This is a genomic window from Primorskyibacter flagellatus, assembly GCF_900176485.1.
Taxonomy (GTDB): Bacteria; Pseudomonadota; Alphaproteobacteria; order Rhodobacterales; family Rhodobacteraceae; genus Primorskyibacter; species Primorskyibacter flagellatus.
In genome coordinates this window covers 22,896-37,160 of the sequence record NZ_FWYD01000018.1, presented here as the reverse complement: position 1 = coordinate 37,160, position 14,265 = coordinate 22,896, and the positions used below count along the sequence as shown (strand labels likewise).

Sequence of the window (14,265 nt, the reverse complement as noted above, 5' to 3'; positions counted from 1 at the left end):
TCCGGTCGCTGCGGATGCGTTCCTAGCTTTGGCCGCAGAATCCGAGCGAGCGGCGGTCAGAGCGCGAGCCCTACGCCCCCGGCCGCGAGCAAAAGAACCACCACCCACGGCGGCATCTTCCAGACGGTGAGCAGGATGAAGCCAGACAGGGCGAGTGCGAAATCGTAGGGATCGAGGACCGCGCTGGTCCAGACCGGATTGTAGAGCGCCGCGCCGAGGATGCCGACCACGGCTGCATTCGCGCCGCGCATGGCGGCCTGTGTGACCGGCCGCGACCGGAAGGCGTCCCAGAACGGAAGTGCGCCAATCAGCAGCAGGAAGCCCGGCAGGAAGATCGCAACGAGCGCGATCGCCGCACCGGCGAGGCCGTTTGGCTCCGGCCCCATCACTGCGCCGAGATAGGCGGAGAAGGTGAAGAGCGGACCCGGCACGGCCTGCGTGGCACCATATCCAGCCAGGAACGAGTCGTCGCTCACCCAGCCCGGCGGCACGACCTCCGCCTGCAAGAGTGGCAGCACGACATGGCCGCCGCCGAACACGAGCGATCCGGCTCGGTAGAAAGCGTCGAACAGGGCGACGCCCTGTGCTGTGCCCGCGGCGAGGGGCAGCAGGACAAGCAGAAGGAAAAAAAGCGCGAGCGAAATGACGCCGATCCGCTTCGGAACGGCGAAGGCCAGATGGCCGGCGACGGGCGCGGCAGCGTCCCGGCAGAGGATCAGGCCAGCGAGCCCGCCGATGACGATGGCGGCGATCTGCCCAAAAGAGCCGGCCGCGAAGACGACAATCAGCACGGCGACGAGCGCGATGCTCGCCCGCTCCCGGTCCGGGGTCAGACTTTTCGCCATGCCCCAGACCGCCTGTGCCACGACGGCGACGGCGACCACCTTCAGCCCGTGAATCAGCCCCGTGCCCAGGTGTCCGTCGAATGCTGTGGCGCTAAACGCGAACAAGACGAGCAGGAGCGCCGAGGGCAGCGTGAAGGCGGCCCAGGCCGCGGCCGCGCCGAGCGGACCGCCGCGCAGCAGGCCGAGCGCGAAGCCGACCTGGCTCGACGCCGGGCCGGGCAGGAACTGGCAGAGCGCGACGAGATCGGCATAGCCGGCCTCATCGATCCACTTGCGGCGCACGACCAACTCGTCGCGGAAATAGCCGAGATGGGCGATCGGTCCTCCGAAAGAGGTGAGCCCGAGCTTCAGGAAGGCGCGAAATACCTCGCCCGCCGAACCCTGCGGCCCGGGCCTATCCGCCTGCATCGTCTCCGGCGACGACCTCACGAAACAGCTCCCGGATTTTTTCGTGCGCCATTCTGAGCGCTTCGACGCCATAGGGCGTGGCCTGGTAGATGCGGCGGTGCGAGCGGCCGGCGCGCTCGGTGCGGGATACAAGGTAGCCTTTCCGTTCCATCGCGTGAAGCATCGGATAGAGCGTGCCGGGGCTGACCTTGTAGCCGTGCCGCGCAAGCTCCTCGATCATCCATTGGCCGTAGAGGTCGCCCTCCGCGGCGTGATGCAGCACGTGGAGGCGTATGAACCCCGACAGCAGCTCCTGATGCTCCATCTCTCAAATCTTCCACTATCGTCTCTCGTTATCGAATCTCGCTTTCGTTATTTGATACTATCATGGAACATTCGTGATGCAACTCGCCCCGGACGAGTGATGAGTTCAAGTCCAGCGGAGCAACAGCAGATTGAATAGGCGGCGAAACAGACCGCGATCCGCGGCACCGCCTGCAATAGAGGATGGTTCACCTGCTTAAGCTGATTGAAAAAGTGGACGCGCCCCACCTGAAGGCGATGTTCGAAGCCGCCGCCGAGGTGCTGGGATGGGTGAAGAAAGCATTCAGCGATTACGAGAAAAGGAGCGAAACTGCGTGACGTGGCTAAAGATGAGACCAAAGCAAGAAATGCCTTAGATGGAAGCGCATCTTCGAGATTGTTCGCGTATCACGGCGTAGTCGCTCAGCATCCCGGCAATGGTCGAGCCATAAGGCAACGAGTTGAGTTCCACGGCCGCGCGTGCTTGGACCTCGCGGCTGTACTCGACGACGGGCGGACAGGCCACCACGCCGTACGCATCAAAACCCGCCGTCGCGCAGCCGGTCAACCAGCTGGTCGCGATCACGAGGACGGCGAGCCGCCGCCTCCAGCATCTGGCGTTGGATTGCATTGGTCTTCTCCGTGGTCTCAAAGCGTTCTGCAAGCCGCCCTGCGCGCTCCCCGGCGTGGCGGATCGCCAGCAGGAACAGGACGATGGTGAGGGCAATGGTGCCGTAGCGCAGGGCGGCGCGCCCAATCGGGCTGGCGGCGATACCACCCATCAAGGTTGCGATCATCGCTGCCCCCGTTTCCAATCATCGAGGCGCGCATAGATCGTAACGGCGATGCCCCCAAGCGCCACGGCGATGAAAACCCAACGGAGCGTGTCGAGGTATGGCGCCAGCGGCAGGACCGCGGACTGGGTCTCGGTCAAGATGTTCTGGGCGACTTCGACCCCGGCCGCGCCCAGCGTCGCGACTCCAGCCGCCCCGCCACCCTTCATGGTGCGGCTGTCGGCCAGAACCTCACGCGCTGGCGGGATTTCCGCCGCGAAGGCCGACGTCCGGACGGGGAACCGTTCGCCCCACTGGCGGGCGGGGCCGAGATCGATATGCATGAAGCCGGAGCGCGGGTAAAAGCCGAAGCCGAGGAAGCCGACGGCCCGTGCCGCTGCCTCGAACGCGACCGGGTCGTGGTTCTACATGGCGATGTCGAAGGCCGCCCCAAGCATGTGTTTTGAGCGCGTCGCGCCGCCAACGGCACGATTGTGCTCAGGACTACGATAGGCAGAGCGAACGATCAGTGGTTTGCCGAGCCGGTCGCGCAGCGACTGGAGCTTGTCGAGCGCGGGGGTGTTGACCAGCAGCTTGCCGGTGCCGCGGCAGGCAATCTCGGCGGGCGAGAAGTTGGGCCAGCGCCAGATGCCCTCGGGCACGTCGCGCCAATGATCACAGAAGGTCGTGGTCATGGTATTATCCTCCAGAAACGAAGAAACCCGCCACTGGGCGGGTTCGATTGGGCAGTTTAACTGAGGCGGAGCGCTGCTAAGGACCGCCGCCGAAGATTTTGAGCTTGATCGCGATGCCTGCCAGCAGCGCGAGCATCACGGCGGTGGTGATCATACGAACGGCCGTCTGCATGGCCGTGCGGCGCACCAGCCGAATACAATCGAGCAAGGATCGCAGGTCGCGAATATCGAGTGCCGCCTCATTGCCATCGAGGCCGACATCGGACAGCGCGCGTTTCGCGCCTTTCTCAGCGGCGCGCGCCAGCATCGCCTCGAACTCGGCGTCGGGCATGCGCACGAAACCCTGATCGGATCGGGGTGGTGTCATCGGATCATCCTCTTGCCGTTCAGCCGATCTTCGCGCCCCAGAAGGACGTGTGATCGGCCGCGAAGTAACCGTCCTGCGCGCGGAAATACCCCTGCAACTCCACGGTATCGCCCGCGCTCAACGGCACGATGGTCTGCAGCCAGATGGCGGTCGCCAGCGAAACATGGGTGGCCGAGCTTTCGCCGAAGGCGCCCCGGATCTCCGTGCTGCCGTTCAGCACCAGCCGCCCGCGCATCCGGGCCGAGGTGCTGGAATTGACCTTGAAGAGCAGCGTTGCGCCCAAAAGATAAGTGCCGTCGACGGGAGCCGTGAACCGGTTGGTCCCGGCATCAAAACAGGCCTGATCGTTATAATCGGTATTGTTGAGGGCAATCTTCGTCCAAGTCCCGACGCCGACATAGTTGTCGTAGTCGGTATAGGCCTTGAAACGCGGCAATCGCGGCTGGTCAGCGATGCCACTCGTATTGTCGACGATAAGCCCGTCGAAGAACGTGCTCCCATCGGGTGAAACCGCGAGGCGGAACTTGTTCGAGCCGAACAGCCCCAGCAGCGCCTTTGTCACGAAGCCGCTCTGCAGGGTCAGCCCGAGATCGTCTCCCGCCGCCTCCTTGTTCATGGTGTAGAACAGATCACCGGTGCCGCCTTCGGCCACGGTCTTCGCGGTCCAGAGCGCGGCGTTCAGCTTTGCCGAGAACGGGTTGGCGGCGTCAGCGGTGGTGCCGACGCTGAGCTGCGCGAGATTTTGCAGGGACGCAGGCGTGGTGCTGATCCAGCCCGCGCCATCGTAGACCAGCAGCATAACTTCGTCTTCGACCCACGCCCGCCAACCAGCGCGTGGCGGCAGGCGCAGCCAGGCCCCATCCGTGAACAGCGCGACGTTCTGATCCCAACCCGCCCAGTCGCCGGTGGCACCCGAACCGATGATGTAGCGGGCGCCATCGGCCGGAGAACCGGGCGGCGCGGTCAGATCCCGGTCGAGAACGGAAAGCTGGACGAGCCCGTCGAGCAGCCGCAAGGCCTCGTTGTGGGTAACGTGCTTCTGGGCCTGCGCCGCCAGGATGTAAGGCAGAGCCAGGTTGGTCGTAGCGTCGGACATGGTGGTCCTTTCAGAATGTCAGTGTGACGGTCTTGGCCGCGCCCCGCCCGATCAGGGCGGAGAGCTGAAAGATGCGGATGGTCAAGGTGTCGCCCGGGCCCAGAAGCGCGCCCCAATCAGCCGTTTGGTCGGCGCCGGTATAGATGACGCTGGGTGTCGAGGTGGTCAGCGTGCGTTTGATGGTCGCCCCATCGAGGATCTCAACCTCGTACGCTTCGGCTTCCTCCACGAGGGGCACCTCCATGGCACCCCAGCTGTCGGCCGAGAGCGCGCGGGACCGCCGCGTCCAGCGAATGGTCAGATCGCCCGGTGTGCGCGGTCGTCGCCACGTCTGCTCGACATGAACGACGGAGAATGGCCGGAGCCCAGCGCCCTCGGGGGTGAAGGGAATGGCGACATAGGTCTCGCCGCTGACCGGGCGGCTTGCGGGGCCGATGCGCCAGTTCCAGGGAAGCCCGAGATCGGCCTCGGCGATGGGCAGCGAGGCAAGGCTTGCGTCCAGCACCACGACCCGCGCGCCCGCAGATGCCGGATTGGCCATGGCCGCTTCCGTGCCGCGCTGGCCGCGCAGCAGCCGCGTCAGACGATAGCGGCCCGGCGCGATCAGGTCTGCCGTGCCTGCCTGCACGACCTCCCAGGTGCCAGGGGCGCTCTCGATAGCGATTGCATTGGCCCCACCGAACAGGGTCAGGTCGGTGACACTTTCCAGCGTGCCGGTCAGCAGATCGACGACCAAGTCATTGCCGAGATCAAACCGTGATGTGGGCCCGGAATAAAAGTCCGAAACCAACTCCCCGATCCGGGCACGGCTGCCAAACGTAGTCAGCAGCTCAAACCCGTCGAAGGATGGACTACGAAACACCGCCATCTCCCCCGGCCAGGGAACCGCATGCGCTGCGACCATCGGGCGATGGGCCGATTGGTCATCGGTCAGCTGCGGCAAAGGGTGCGGCATGTCCCACAAGGGGCTTCGGGGTGGCTTTTGATTGGTAACGACACCACCAATCACGGCTGCCCGAGACATGAAACGACCCAATCCACTCCCAGCAGACCAGATGACCCCGGCGGAACGCCGTGCCGATTTGTGTGGCCTGCTGGCTCTCGGGCTGGTTCGCCTGCGGATGCGCGATCCGGCGGAAGTATCTGACGATAGCAGAGAAAGTTGCCTACACTACCCGGCCGACGAATGGCGTCATGCAACTCCAACTCACCGGAGAGACGCATGACCAAACAAGATCCCATTCCCGCCCGCCTGGCCGCGCTCAGGACCACGTCGACGCCAGACCTGAAGCAACAATGGCGCGAGCTGTTTGACAGCGAGCCGCCGCCGTTCAATCGTCGCTACCTCGAGAGCCGACTGGCCTACCGCATCCAGGAACTGGCTTATGGCGGCCTGAAGCCGGACACGATCCGGCGACTGGAAACCCTCGGCGAACAGCTGGACGGTGGCGACCGCAAGAAGAGCCGCATCCGCGCTGATCTGAAGCCCATCGTCGGCACACGGCTGATCCGTGAATGGCAGGGCGTCGAACATCTCGTCACCGTCACGTCTGACGGTTTCGACTGGCAGGGCCGCCCTTACAAATCGCTGTCGGCCATTGCCCGCGCGATCACCGGCACGCGCTGGAACGGTTGGGTGTTCTTCGGCCTGAAAAACCATCGGAGGGGCGCATGACCAAACCCATCGTCAGGAAGCTGCGCTGTGCCGTCTACACCCGGAAATCCTCCGAGGAAGGGCTGGAGCAGGAGTTCAACAGCCTGCACGCCCAGCGGGAGGCCTGCGAAGCCTATATTGCCAGCCAGCGGTCAGAAGGCTGGGTGCTGGTTCGCGATCAGTATGATGATGGCGGGATTTCCGGCGGCACGCTGGAACGACCCGGCCTGAAAAGGCTGCTCGCGGACGTCGAGGATGGCTTGGTCGACGTGGTCGTCGTGTACAAGATAGACCGCTTGTCGCGGTCGCTAATGGATTTTTCCAAACTGGTCGAGGTGTTTGACCGAAACGGCGTGACCTTCGTTTCTGTCACTCAGTCATTCAACACCACCACGTCCATGGGGCGGTTGACGCTGAACATCCTGCTGTCATTCGCCCAATTCGAGCGTGAGGTGACGGCTGAGCGCATCCGCGACAAGGTCCGCGCCAGCCGGATGAAGGGAATGTGGATGGGCGGCGTGCCGCCACTGGGCTACGAGGTGAAGGACCGAAAGCTGATCATCAAGGAGGCCGATGCCGCCAACATCCGCTGGATTTTCGCCCGGTTCATCGAAATCGGCTCGGGCACGGAACTGGCTCGTGAACTGGCGGCACGGGGCATTCAGACCAGCCGTGGCAACCGGATCGACAAGAAGTACCTGTATCGCCTGCTGAACAACCGCGCCTACATCGGCGAGGCGGTCCACAAGGGCGACAGCTATCCCGGTGAGCACGACGGCATCATCGACCGCGCGATTTGGGACAAAGTCCATGCCATACTTACCGAAAGCCCCCGTAAGCGTGCCGCACGCACCCGAACCGACACGCCTGCGCTGCTGAAAGGGCTGCTCTACGGCCCCGACGGGGCGGCCTTCTCGCCAACCCACACCCGGAAGAAAGGCAAACTATATCGATACTATGTCAGCCAGACGGTGCTGAAGCACGGGGCCGGGTCATGCCCGGTTGGCCGGGTTCCAGCGGGCGAAATCGAGGCTGCTGTCATCGACCAACTTCGCGCCGTGTTCCGCCAGCCAGAAATTGTGGCGGGCACATGGAAGGCGGCACTCGCGCAGGATGGGGAGATCACCGAGGCCGATGCCCTAGCCGCACTGACCCGACTCGATCCGCTCTGGGACCAACTCTTCCCTGCCGAGCAGGCACGCATAGCGGCGCTGCTGGTCGAGCGGATCGACATCGGCACTGATGGCCTCAATGTTCGGCTACGCATTGACGGTCTGACCGGGCTGGCGCGCGAAATGATGGCTGATATCGGAACGGCGGCATGACCCGCGCGAAGCCAGTGCCGGAAACGGTGACAGTGCACGTCCCGTTTCGCCTCGTGAAGCGAGGCGGGCGCAAGGAGATGCAGCTGCCGGACGGGGCATCCAGCCAACGCAAGATGGACAACACTTTGGTCAAGGCGCTGGCACCTGCGTTTCGCTGGCAAAGGATGCTCGAGGCGGGTGAATTTACGACGATTGCTGAACTGGCTTCGCATGAGAGAATCGCCGCATCATATCTTACGAGAACGATGCGGCTTACACAGCTCTCGCCAGACATCGTCGAGGCGATTCTCGATGGTCGTCAGCCGGTCGAGTTCACCTTGGAGATACTTCGGAAACCTTTGCCTGCAGAATGGGCCATCCATACCAACCACTTGCAACACTGGCTAGGATCGAGGGCGCGTTGGTCAAGACAGAGCGATTCAGGGGATTCACGAGAAGATTCGGGCATGCTAGGGTTCAAGAAAAGGATACAGGCATGAGCATTTTATTCACAGTCGGCTAACAGGTCGGGAGAATACTGCCCCAGAGAGAACGCTTTCGAGCAACTTGGCACCGGGGCCGGTGAACAGCCCCTCCCGCATAACCTTTGAATATAACGGAAAAATCCGGCCGCAGCCGGATCGGGAGAAACGCTTCTCAAGGGCAAGTGGCGGAGGGAACAGGACCGGAGTCGAACCTTCTCCAACAATTTTAGACGACGACTACGTCGCCCTTCGTTCATCGACAAAACGCAACTCGTCCTCAACCCCATCAACTGATAAGAGTTTCCTAATGATATTCTGCGATCCGGAAACATAATATCCAAAGAGTGGGTCGACCTCGAAAAAACCCTCGTCTCCCAATTTTTCTTTACTCGCATGCTTAATCTCATCTGAAAGTGCCATCTCAATAACTTTTGACCAAGCCTCCGGAGTACTGTTCTCAATCTTCTCCTTCATCTCCTTCAAGGCAAAGGAAGAATACCGTTCTGCCAAATAGACAAACCTTCCATATCTACGGCTCCTCGCCCTAACCAAACATGGCCTCAGGTAGCTTGAATAAGCGCGAACGAGTTTGAAGTCATCACTCATCGAACAAAGGGTACGCCCTGCTTCATAAAGTAGCTCCAAGTATGCCCGTTCCGAACAACCGTAGGCGAGTATGTTGTGCTGCGCATCGTCAAGGACTTGTTCAGCGATACTAATCTCATTTCGCAGACGAAAAATGCGACCTAGAAGAACACGATAGCCCAATGCCTCGTGTTGAAACCCAGCCCCACTAGACCGAAAAGCGGCAGCGAGACACTCTTTGAGAGCCTCGGGGCGATGTTCCTCAACATTCCCCAGGGCCCTAATATAGTTTTGTACCAACTCAGCATCCCAGCGGCTGGGATCAGTATCATTAGATAGCGCTTCACGGCTTAGTGATATTGCGTCTGGCGATTTCCGCGTGACCGTGGCGATGTGAGCTTGTCGAGCGGCAATACGACGCCGAAGCGAACTAAAGTCACTTGAACTGTATTTATTCTCTTTTCGAAGCCTGTCGAAACGGCTCTTTGCCAAATCCACAAGTTCTATCGCTCTTTCGATATCATCCAGTTCTGTCGCGACGAGGGCGAGGTTTAATTGGTCTTCCACTGATCTAATTCCAAGGGTTCCATCCTTTTCATTCAGGTCGCATAGTTCGCCAAAAATGTCGTTAGCCCTCTGCAACTCACCAATATCCAAACAAGCGAAAGCACACTCCCGGCGGTAAGAACCGACGAATTCCGACTGAAGATACCTGTTAGGTTTGCCGAAGTTCCTCCCATCTCCAACTAGTTGCAACAACTCTGCAGCGTACTCGAACGCACCATGGCGTTTTGCCAGTGCCCGTCCAGTTTGGTAAGCTGTACGCCCGGGAGCGAATCCACGATTTGCGTTAATTTCTCGCTGGAATATCCTTGCATAACAGAAATTAATAACTTCATTCGGATCGCAGCCTCCAAGAACAGAAGTTGGTGGTGCAGGAAAAAAGTTCTGATCAAAAATTGCTGAGACTTGACCTGGGTCACTTGATACAGCGTCGATTGTAGCCATCAGGTGCCTGATGCACTCGCCAAGTATAAATATTCTCGAGCGACCCCAATGAGGTATGTACGGAAATTCTCGAGGCAATAACTCTTTATCGTCTTGTAACTTCCAAAGTCTTTCAGCAATCCGCCAGTGCGCTACAGCTCTATCGAATGGGTCGGACTCAAGCCATTCCGCTTGTACTACTGCCTTGACCCCAAGGCTTAGTGTGAAGACTTCGTCTTGCTCAGAAAACTGGGAGGTGCCTTCCCGTAAGCGGTTAACTACGCCAATGGGGCAATGCTTCTGGTCAACAATTCGCTGAAACGCTTCAAGCGTGAGTTCGGGCAATCGAACCCCTGCCTCGCCTTTCGGAAAAAATGGCTGCCGAAGTACATTGAGCGCATCAGCGGTAAGCCAATGCTTCGCTGTGCTGCACAGCCGAAGTGACCTTACCTCGCTCAATTGAGCTTTGGATGATGCTCTTCGAAGATACGCGATGACATCATCTTGAGCCATTTCAATACTCAACGGGATTTCAACATCGGCATCACAGAGTTTTTCGAAACCGCGCATGGGGTCAAAATAAGCAAAATTTCGAAAATTCGAAGCAAAGTAAGCGCGCAACCGTATCATTCCGGGCCATGATTCACGCCCCTCAGCGTCAGCTATGGCTTCGTAGTGCCAGCGCCCACGCTTGATCCGCGAACCACCTTCTTCTGGCCGCGTATTGCCACGAAGGCCGCGAAAGAATTCAAAAAGATCATGAAACAATGGAAATCTAAGCTTTGGCTGAACACGCAAAATATCATTCAGGCGGCTTGCGCCGGTATCGCCGACCAAGTTTTGAACAAACTGTGATCTTCCCACCGTTAGAATGCTTGCATGACTGTTGGAATACTGCCGAGATACGGATTGGTCGAGTATTCGCCGAACCGCCCGACCACTTGCAAACGAGCCTTGATCAGGAATGTAGCATGCATCAAGAAGGATTAGGAGTACCTTCTCATCTTCTAGCAATGATAGAATTGAGGAAGCAAAGTTGCTTCTATCTGGATTCTTACCGAAATGGCTTACGAGACGCTCGAGCTGCTCGAGATACGGGTCATCGAAATTCGTTGGTCGGAGAATGCAGCAATAACGGTAGGTGCTGCGAATATCACCTTTTCCCATCAAGCTGCTCGCAACGAAGGAAGCTCCCGCCCAAGGTGGTGCACCCCAATGCACAAGCTTCTGACCACTTCGAAGCAATAGTTGCGTCAAAAGCCGCTGACATCCGCGCTCACCCTCTGATGCGAGCGGTTCGGTGACATAAAGCTCGTCGAGGCTGAACAACTGGAAATCATTAGGTACGCGTTGCATACCCAATCGTGCTCTTGGCGGTTCATTCTCTCCATCGCTGTCTTCATTTTGAGCTTCAAACTGCGCTACAAGCCGATCAATTTCCTCTCCACTCTTACAGTCAAACAAACCTTCGAGATTTAAACTGCCTTCGATCGCTTGTCGGACGCTGGCATCCGCAAGCTTTTCCAGCACCCCGTCGTGGCGCCTTGTTCCATTGAGGATTTTGGAAGCATATCCCTTCGAAATTGGGAGCAGTTCAGCATCGTCTGCCTTATTTAAAGTGTACCCGAGATCATTGAAAATGTCCTGATTAGAGTATTGACGCCGCGCGATGCGATATTCCCGGTGATTGGCGCAAACGTAAGACAGTATTTCTAGGTAATCCAAGTTGCGCTCCCCGTGCACGCCTCGCCAGCGTGACCAGCGACAATCGCCTAGGGTCTCCACCTTCAAGCATCATGAAACTTCGTGCGCTTGCCCGACTTCCCAGTGGAAACTGGTAAGTTTCCTGCAGGGTGTCAAGAAGTTTCCTGTCAGCGCCATGGATCATTGCGGCGTTTCCTAAAACCATCGAGGAAACGGGCCGCGTTTCAGCCCTCAGGGCTGGAAACCACTAAAATAGCAAGGGGATATCGGAGGCTCTGCCCATGCTTCTTAATAAAGACAGCAGGTGAGTTGGAGACCGCCAACACACCCGTGCCACACCAGACCAAGGAGCACAAGGACAATGCCAAAGCACCACCATCACCCTCCGCGCCATCATGGCCAATATCCTCCCGATCATTTCCCTCGCCACAATCGCGCCGGTTCGAGCCGGGTTGATGAGCGGTGGTCAGACACCCATGGGCATAATGCCGAACGATTGGCCGTCGACGCGATGTCGTCGGGCGCTCAAGTCACACTCGCGAAGCTTCTGCCGAATGACTTTGTCACCTGGCTGACCCGGGCAATGGCAATGTCGCCTCCTGAGATGCTTGCGATTTTCCGGATGCATGTTGCGACAATCGAGCATCAATTGGTCACGCTAACGCAGATCGGCGTGTCGACACCACAGTTTGATCCTTATGACCTCGCCACCGGTCAAGCCAGTATCGAAGCGATCGGGTCAGCTCTTTCCGGAACGCATCAGCGGCATGTTCTTGACGATGCAATGTTGGGCCCAATCGAGGTTCAGGCTGTCGCCTTCGTGTCGCTGATTTCTCTGCGCTTGGCAGATCTCTCTTCGACCACGCCGATGATCGACAAGGTGGACGACGATGTCTGAGTTTCAAGCCACGCTTGACGCGGTTGGCATTGGCGGCCTCCTCTGGGGGCTCGCGCAATGCGAAGAAGAGGACCGCGAACTGGCGACGAGCGATGCATCGCTCGTCGCCCCTGAAACCGTCGTCAAGTTGCCTGAGCAGTACTGGCGGCTGGCTCTGCAGAGCTGCGTGCTCTCGTTAATCCAGGCGCGCGAAGTTACCCGCGTTCTTATGCTTGGCAATGACTTGGGTCTGCTCGAGGCACTTCACGCGACCAACTTCGGCGGCAGGACAGATCTGCTCCTGCCGCCACGGGTCACCCTACGGGAATGCCGGAATGTTGCCCAGAACGTTCCGGCGGGTCTTGATGTACAGGTCCTCGCGCAAGGGCTTGTGCCAGTACTTGAAGCCCGAACGACCGTCGTCGCAATCGGCTTCGATGCTGGCAGTGGCTACGTCATGGTTGATGCCGCCGCTGCCCGCGCCTTGGGCAGCGTACGGGGACAGCGCTTCACCGGCGACGTGATCGCGATACTGCCGCTCAGCGAAACCACTATCCACGACCGCCGCCTTGATAACTGGCAGATGGTTCGCCGCGACCAGTTCACTGACTGCTGCCACCCCGACGGGCTCGAAGCTGTCGTCAACAACGTCTGATCGAAAGGACACCCCATGAGCGAACAAGCAAACACCAACCCGCTTCTGCAGGAACACCGGGCGCTGCGACTGATCGCAGGGTCTGAGGTGGACAACCCCCGGCATGTGCCACCTGAAGAAGTTCCCGAGACCCACCACTTCGTGGGGCGGGCGACGCTGCTAAGCATGCTCGCCTTCGCAGCAATTGTGGGCTTTGTGACGCTCTTCGCAACCGGTCAGGTCCGGTTCGGTGAATTGGCCACCGCCTTCCCTGTCGATGTGCTGGCCATCCTTGTCGCGCTAGACGTTTTCAGCCGTTTCGTCGCACAGACCGGAGCGCTGGACGCGATCGGGTTCAAACTCGCCCGAGCCACCAAGGGGCGCTCTGCGCTCGCCGCAATGCTGATGGGCCTGCTCATGTTCGGATCTTCAGCGATGCTAAACAATCTCGCGGCCATTTTTGTGCTAGCGCCGATCTTTCTCACTTTGCTTCGCGCGATGCGGGCGCCGGCCAGCGTGACCTCCATGTTCCTCGCGTTGATGCTTGTGCTGTGCAACCTTGGGGGCATGGCCACACCGATGGGCGACTTCCCAGCCATTTTGCTGATGTCAAGCGGCCTCGTCGGGTTCACGCCCTACCTCCTCGGAGCGTTCCCGCTCGCGCTCAGCATCGCGCTGATGGCGATCATTGCATACGCCTTTGCCCTTCAGCGTCTGCAGGCAAAGACCTCGAACCCACAGGAAGAGGCCCGCACTCGTATTAATCTTTCGCTGATGGATGCCCGTACCCGGCACGTCAGGCCCGATCTACCACGCGCGATTGTGCTCAGCGGCGTGTTTGTGACTATGGTGCTCGCCTGGGCGCTGGTTTCACCCGAGGACTGGCCTTTCTTCATGACGGCAGTGGTTGGCGTCGCGACGGCAGCTGTTTTGACAGGCCCTAAGCGATCTGCCGAGGTGATCAGCCAGTATGACCTCAAGACCCTAGTTATTATGATGACGATCCTTGCCGTCGCCGCGCTGGTATCGGTCCTTGGGGTGGTTGGGTTTATCGCCAATGCGCTGGTCGCGGCGATTCCCGACAGCGCGATGCTGCTGATCGCCCTTATGATCCTCGTTACCATCGCCGCAGGCATGTTCTCCGCCGGGCCTGCGACGGCTGCGGTGCTGCCGATCTTCATCAGCCTAAGCGAGGGTCCGCTGTCGCCGCTCGGTGATTTGATCGGAGTGGCTTTCGCGGCTTCAATTTGTGCGGGCTCCAGCATGTTCATGCACTCGGCAACAGCCGGTCCCACGCTGCGGGGTGAGGTCGTCAAGGCGGGTTTCGTCGATGACGAGGGTCGCGCTGCCTGGGGAGCGATGAGCTACTTTGGCTTCGGCTTGGTGACTGCGATGGCTCAGCTCGGCCTTTCGATCACCTGGATACTCCTCGCTTCCACCCTTGAGCAGGCCTGGCTGCTGAACCTTTTGCCGCTGGCTCTGCTCATAGTCCTCGGCGTGATGATCTGGAGCCAGCACCGCCAGAAGAGTCAACGCTCGATTACGTCGGTCGGCTCGGCGGCATGATCT

Annotated in this window: 13 protein-coding genes and 2 pseudogenes; 7 read left to right on the top strand and 8 right to left on the bottom strand. The window is 59.6% G+C overall.

Features of this window, described 5'->3' with window-relative positions:
- Positions 1-56 precede the first annotated feature (56 nt).
- Both chrA and B8991_RS16415 read right to left on the bottom strand, forming a co-directional pair.
- Positions 57-1,253: a chromate efflux transporter gene (chrA, locus tag B8991_RS16420; protein ID WP_143514640.1), complete on the bottom strand. Its 1,197-nt coding sequence runs from the start codon at positions 1,251-1,253 to the stop codon at positions 57-59.
- Complete coding sequence (locus B8991_RS16415) at positions 1,240-1,557, bottom strand: PadR family transcriptional regulator (protein ID WP_084354027.1); 318 nt, start codon at positions 1,555-1,557, stop codon at positions 1,240-1,242. The genes chrA and B8991_RS16415 overlap by 14 nt, the downstream gene beginning before the upstream one ends.
- Before the next feature lie 182 nt (positions 1,558-1,739).
- Here B8991_RS16415 and B8991_RS22195 point away from each other — a divergent pair, with 182 nt between their 5' ends.
- Entirely contained in the window at positions 1,740-1,874 is a 135-nt protein-coding gene (locus tag B8991_RS22195; protein ID WP_268876748.1) for a hypothetical protein, read from the top strand.
- Positions 1,875-2,074: 200 nt separating this feature from the next.
- Here B8991_RS22195 and B8991_RS16405 read toward each other — a convergent pair whose 3' ends face one another.
- The 5 genes and pseudogenes from B8991_RS16405 to B8991_RS16385 form a co-directional block, all read right to left on the bottom strand.
- On the bottom strand, positions 2,075-2,332 hold the full coding sequence (locus tag B8991_RS16405; protein ID WP_084354025.1) for a hypothetical protein: 258 nt from the start codon (positions 2,330-2,332) through the stop codon (positions 2,075-2,077).
- Positions 2,329-3,003, bottom strand: a pseudogene (locus B8991_RS22250) (YcbK family protein). The gene B8991_RS16405 and the pseudogene B8991_RS22250 overlap by 4 nt, the downstream one beginning before the upstream one ends.
- A gap of 76 nt (positions 3,004-3,079) precedes the next feature.
- The gene (locus tag B8991_RS16395; RefSeq protein ID WP_218673236.1) at positions 3,080-3,334 is read right to left on the bottom strand and encodes a DUF6127 family protein; all 255 of its coding nucleotides are present in this window, start codon (positions 3,332-3,334) and stop codon (positions 3,080-3,082) included.
- 55 nt (positions 3,335-3,389) lie between these two features.
- Positions 3,390-4,466: a DUF2793 domain-containing protein gene (locus B8991_RS16390; protein ID WP_084354023.1), complete on the bottom strand. Its 1,077-nt coding sequence runs from the start codon at positions 4,464-4,466 to the stop codon at positions 3,390-3,392.
- Between the two features lie 10 nt (positions 4,467-4,476).
- Positions 4,477-5,409: pseudogene (locus B8991_RS16385) on the bottom strand (GTA baseplate fiber-binding domain-containing protein); the annotation flags it as partial.
- A 279-nt stretch (positions 5,410-5,688) separates the two neighbouring features.
- Between B8991_RS16385 and B8991_RS16375 the strand changes: the two are divergent.
- Genes B8991_RS16375 through B8991_RS16365 form a run of 3 tightly spaced genes read left to right on the top strand, consistent with a single transcriptional unit; the run spans position 5,689 to position 7,924 of the window.
- A complete protein-coding gene (locus tag B8991_RS16375) occupies positions 5,689-6,141 on the top strand; it encodes a DUF2924 domain-containing protein (protein ID WP_084354021.1) in 453 nt (150 codons plus the stop codon).
- Complete coding sequence (locus tag B8991_RS16370) at positions 6,138-7,445, top strand: recombinase family protein (RefSeq protein ID WP_084354020.1); 1,308 nt, start codon at positions 6,138-6,140, stop codon at positions 7,443-7,445. Before B8991_RS16375 ends, B8991_RS16370 begins: the two co-directional genes overlap by 4 nt.
- Positions 7,442-7,924, top strand: coding sequence for a hypothetical protein (locus B8991_RS16365; protein WP_328588524.1), 483 nt, complete (start codon positions 7,442-7,444; stop codon positions 7,922-7,924). Before B8991_RS16370 ends, B8991_RS16365 begins: the two co-directional genes overlap by 4 nt.
- Before the next feature lie 222 nt (positions 7,925-8,146).
- On the opposite strand, the gene B8991_RS21190 is transcribed toward B8991_RS16365, so the two are convergent.
- The gene (locus B8991_RS21190) at positions 8,147-11,206 is read right to left on the bottom strand and encodes a hypothetical protein (protein WP_143514635.1); all 3,060 of its coding nucleotides are present in this window, start codon (positions 11,204-11,206) and stop codon (positions 8,147-8,149) included.
- 340 nt (positions 11,207-11,546) lie between these two features.
- On the opposite strand from B8991_RS21190, the gene B8991_RS16350 reads away from it, so the two are divergent.
- From B8991_RS16350 to B8991_RS16340, 3 genes are read left to right on the top strand one after another with little or no spacing between them, the layout of a single operon-like run.
- Complete coding sequence (locus B8991_RS16350; RefSeq protein ID WP_143514634.1) at positions 11,547-12,083, top strand: hypothetical protein; 537 nt, start codon at positions 11,547-11,549, stop codon at positions 12,081-12,083.
- Positions 12,076-12,717 (top strand): hypothetical protein, encoded by a 642-nt coding sequence (locus B8991_RS16345; RefSeq protein WP_084354016.1) that lies wholly within the window; start codon positions 12,076-12,078, stop codon positions 12,715-12,717. The genes B8991_RS16350 and B8991_RS16345 overlap by 8 nt, the downstream gene beginning before the upstream one ends.
- 15 nt (positions 12,718-12,732) lie before the next feature.
- Positions 12,733-14,262, top strand: coding sequence for an SLC13 family permease (locus B8991_RS16340; RefSeq protein WP_084354015.1), 1,530 nt, complete (start codon positions 12,733-12,735; stop codon positions 14,260-14,262).
- Positions 14,263-14,265: the final 3 nt, after the last annotated feature.

Excerpts from the sequence above, each read along its gene's own strand:
- chrA (WP_143514640.1), bottom strand. The coding sequence starts at position 1,253 with ATGCAGGCGGATAGGCCCGGGCCGCAGGGTTCGGCGGGCGAGGTATTT.
- B8991_RS16415 (WP_084354027.1), bottom strand. The coding sequence starts at position 1,557 with ATGGAGCATCAGGAGCTGCTGTCGGGGTTCATACGCCTCCACGTGCTG.
- B8991_RS22195 (WP_268876748.1), top strand. The coding sequence starts at position 1,740 with ATGGTTCACCTGCTTAAGCTGATTGAAAAAGTGGACGCGCCCCACCTG.
- B8991_RS16405 (WP_084354025.1), bottom strand. The coding sequence starts at position 2,332 with ATGATCGCAACCTTGATGGGTGGTATCGCCGCCAGCCCGATTGGGCGC.
- B8991_RS16395 (WP_218673236.1), bottom strand. The coding sequence starts at position 3,334 with ATGCCCGACGCCGAGTTCGAGGCGATGCTGGCGCGCGCCGCTGAGAAA.
- B8991_RS16390 (WP_084354023.1), bottom strand. The coding sequence starts at position 4,466 with ATGTCCGACGCTACGACCAACCTGGCTCTGCCTTACATCCTGGCGGCG.
- B8991_RS16375 (WP_084354021.1), top strand. The coding sequence starts at position 5,689 with ATGACCAAACAAGATCCCATTCCCGCCCGCCTGGCCGCGCTCAGGACC.
- B8991_RS16370 (WP_084354020.1), top strand. The coding sequence starts at position 6,138 with ATGACCAAACCCATCGTCAGGAAGCTGCGCTGTGCCGTCTACACCCGG.
- B8991_RS16365 (WP_328588524.1), top strand. The coding sequence starts at position 7,442 with ATGACCCGCGCGAAGCCAGTGCCGGAAACGGTGACAGTGCACGTCCCG.
- B8991_RS16350 (WP_143514634.1), top strand. The coding sequence starts at position 11,547 with ATGCCAAAGCACCACCATCACCCTCCGCGCCATCATGGCCAATATCCT.
- B8991_RS16345 (WP_084354016.1), top strand. The coding sequence starts at position 12,076 with ATGTCTGAGTTTCAAGCCACGCTTGACGCGGTTGGCATTGGCGGCCTC.
- B8991_RS16340 (WP_084354015.1), top strand. The coding sequence starts at position 12,733 with ATGAGCGAACAAGCAAACACCAACCCGCTTCTGCAGGAACACCGGGCG.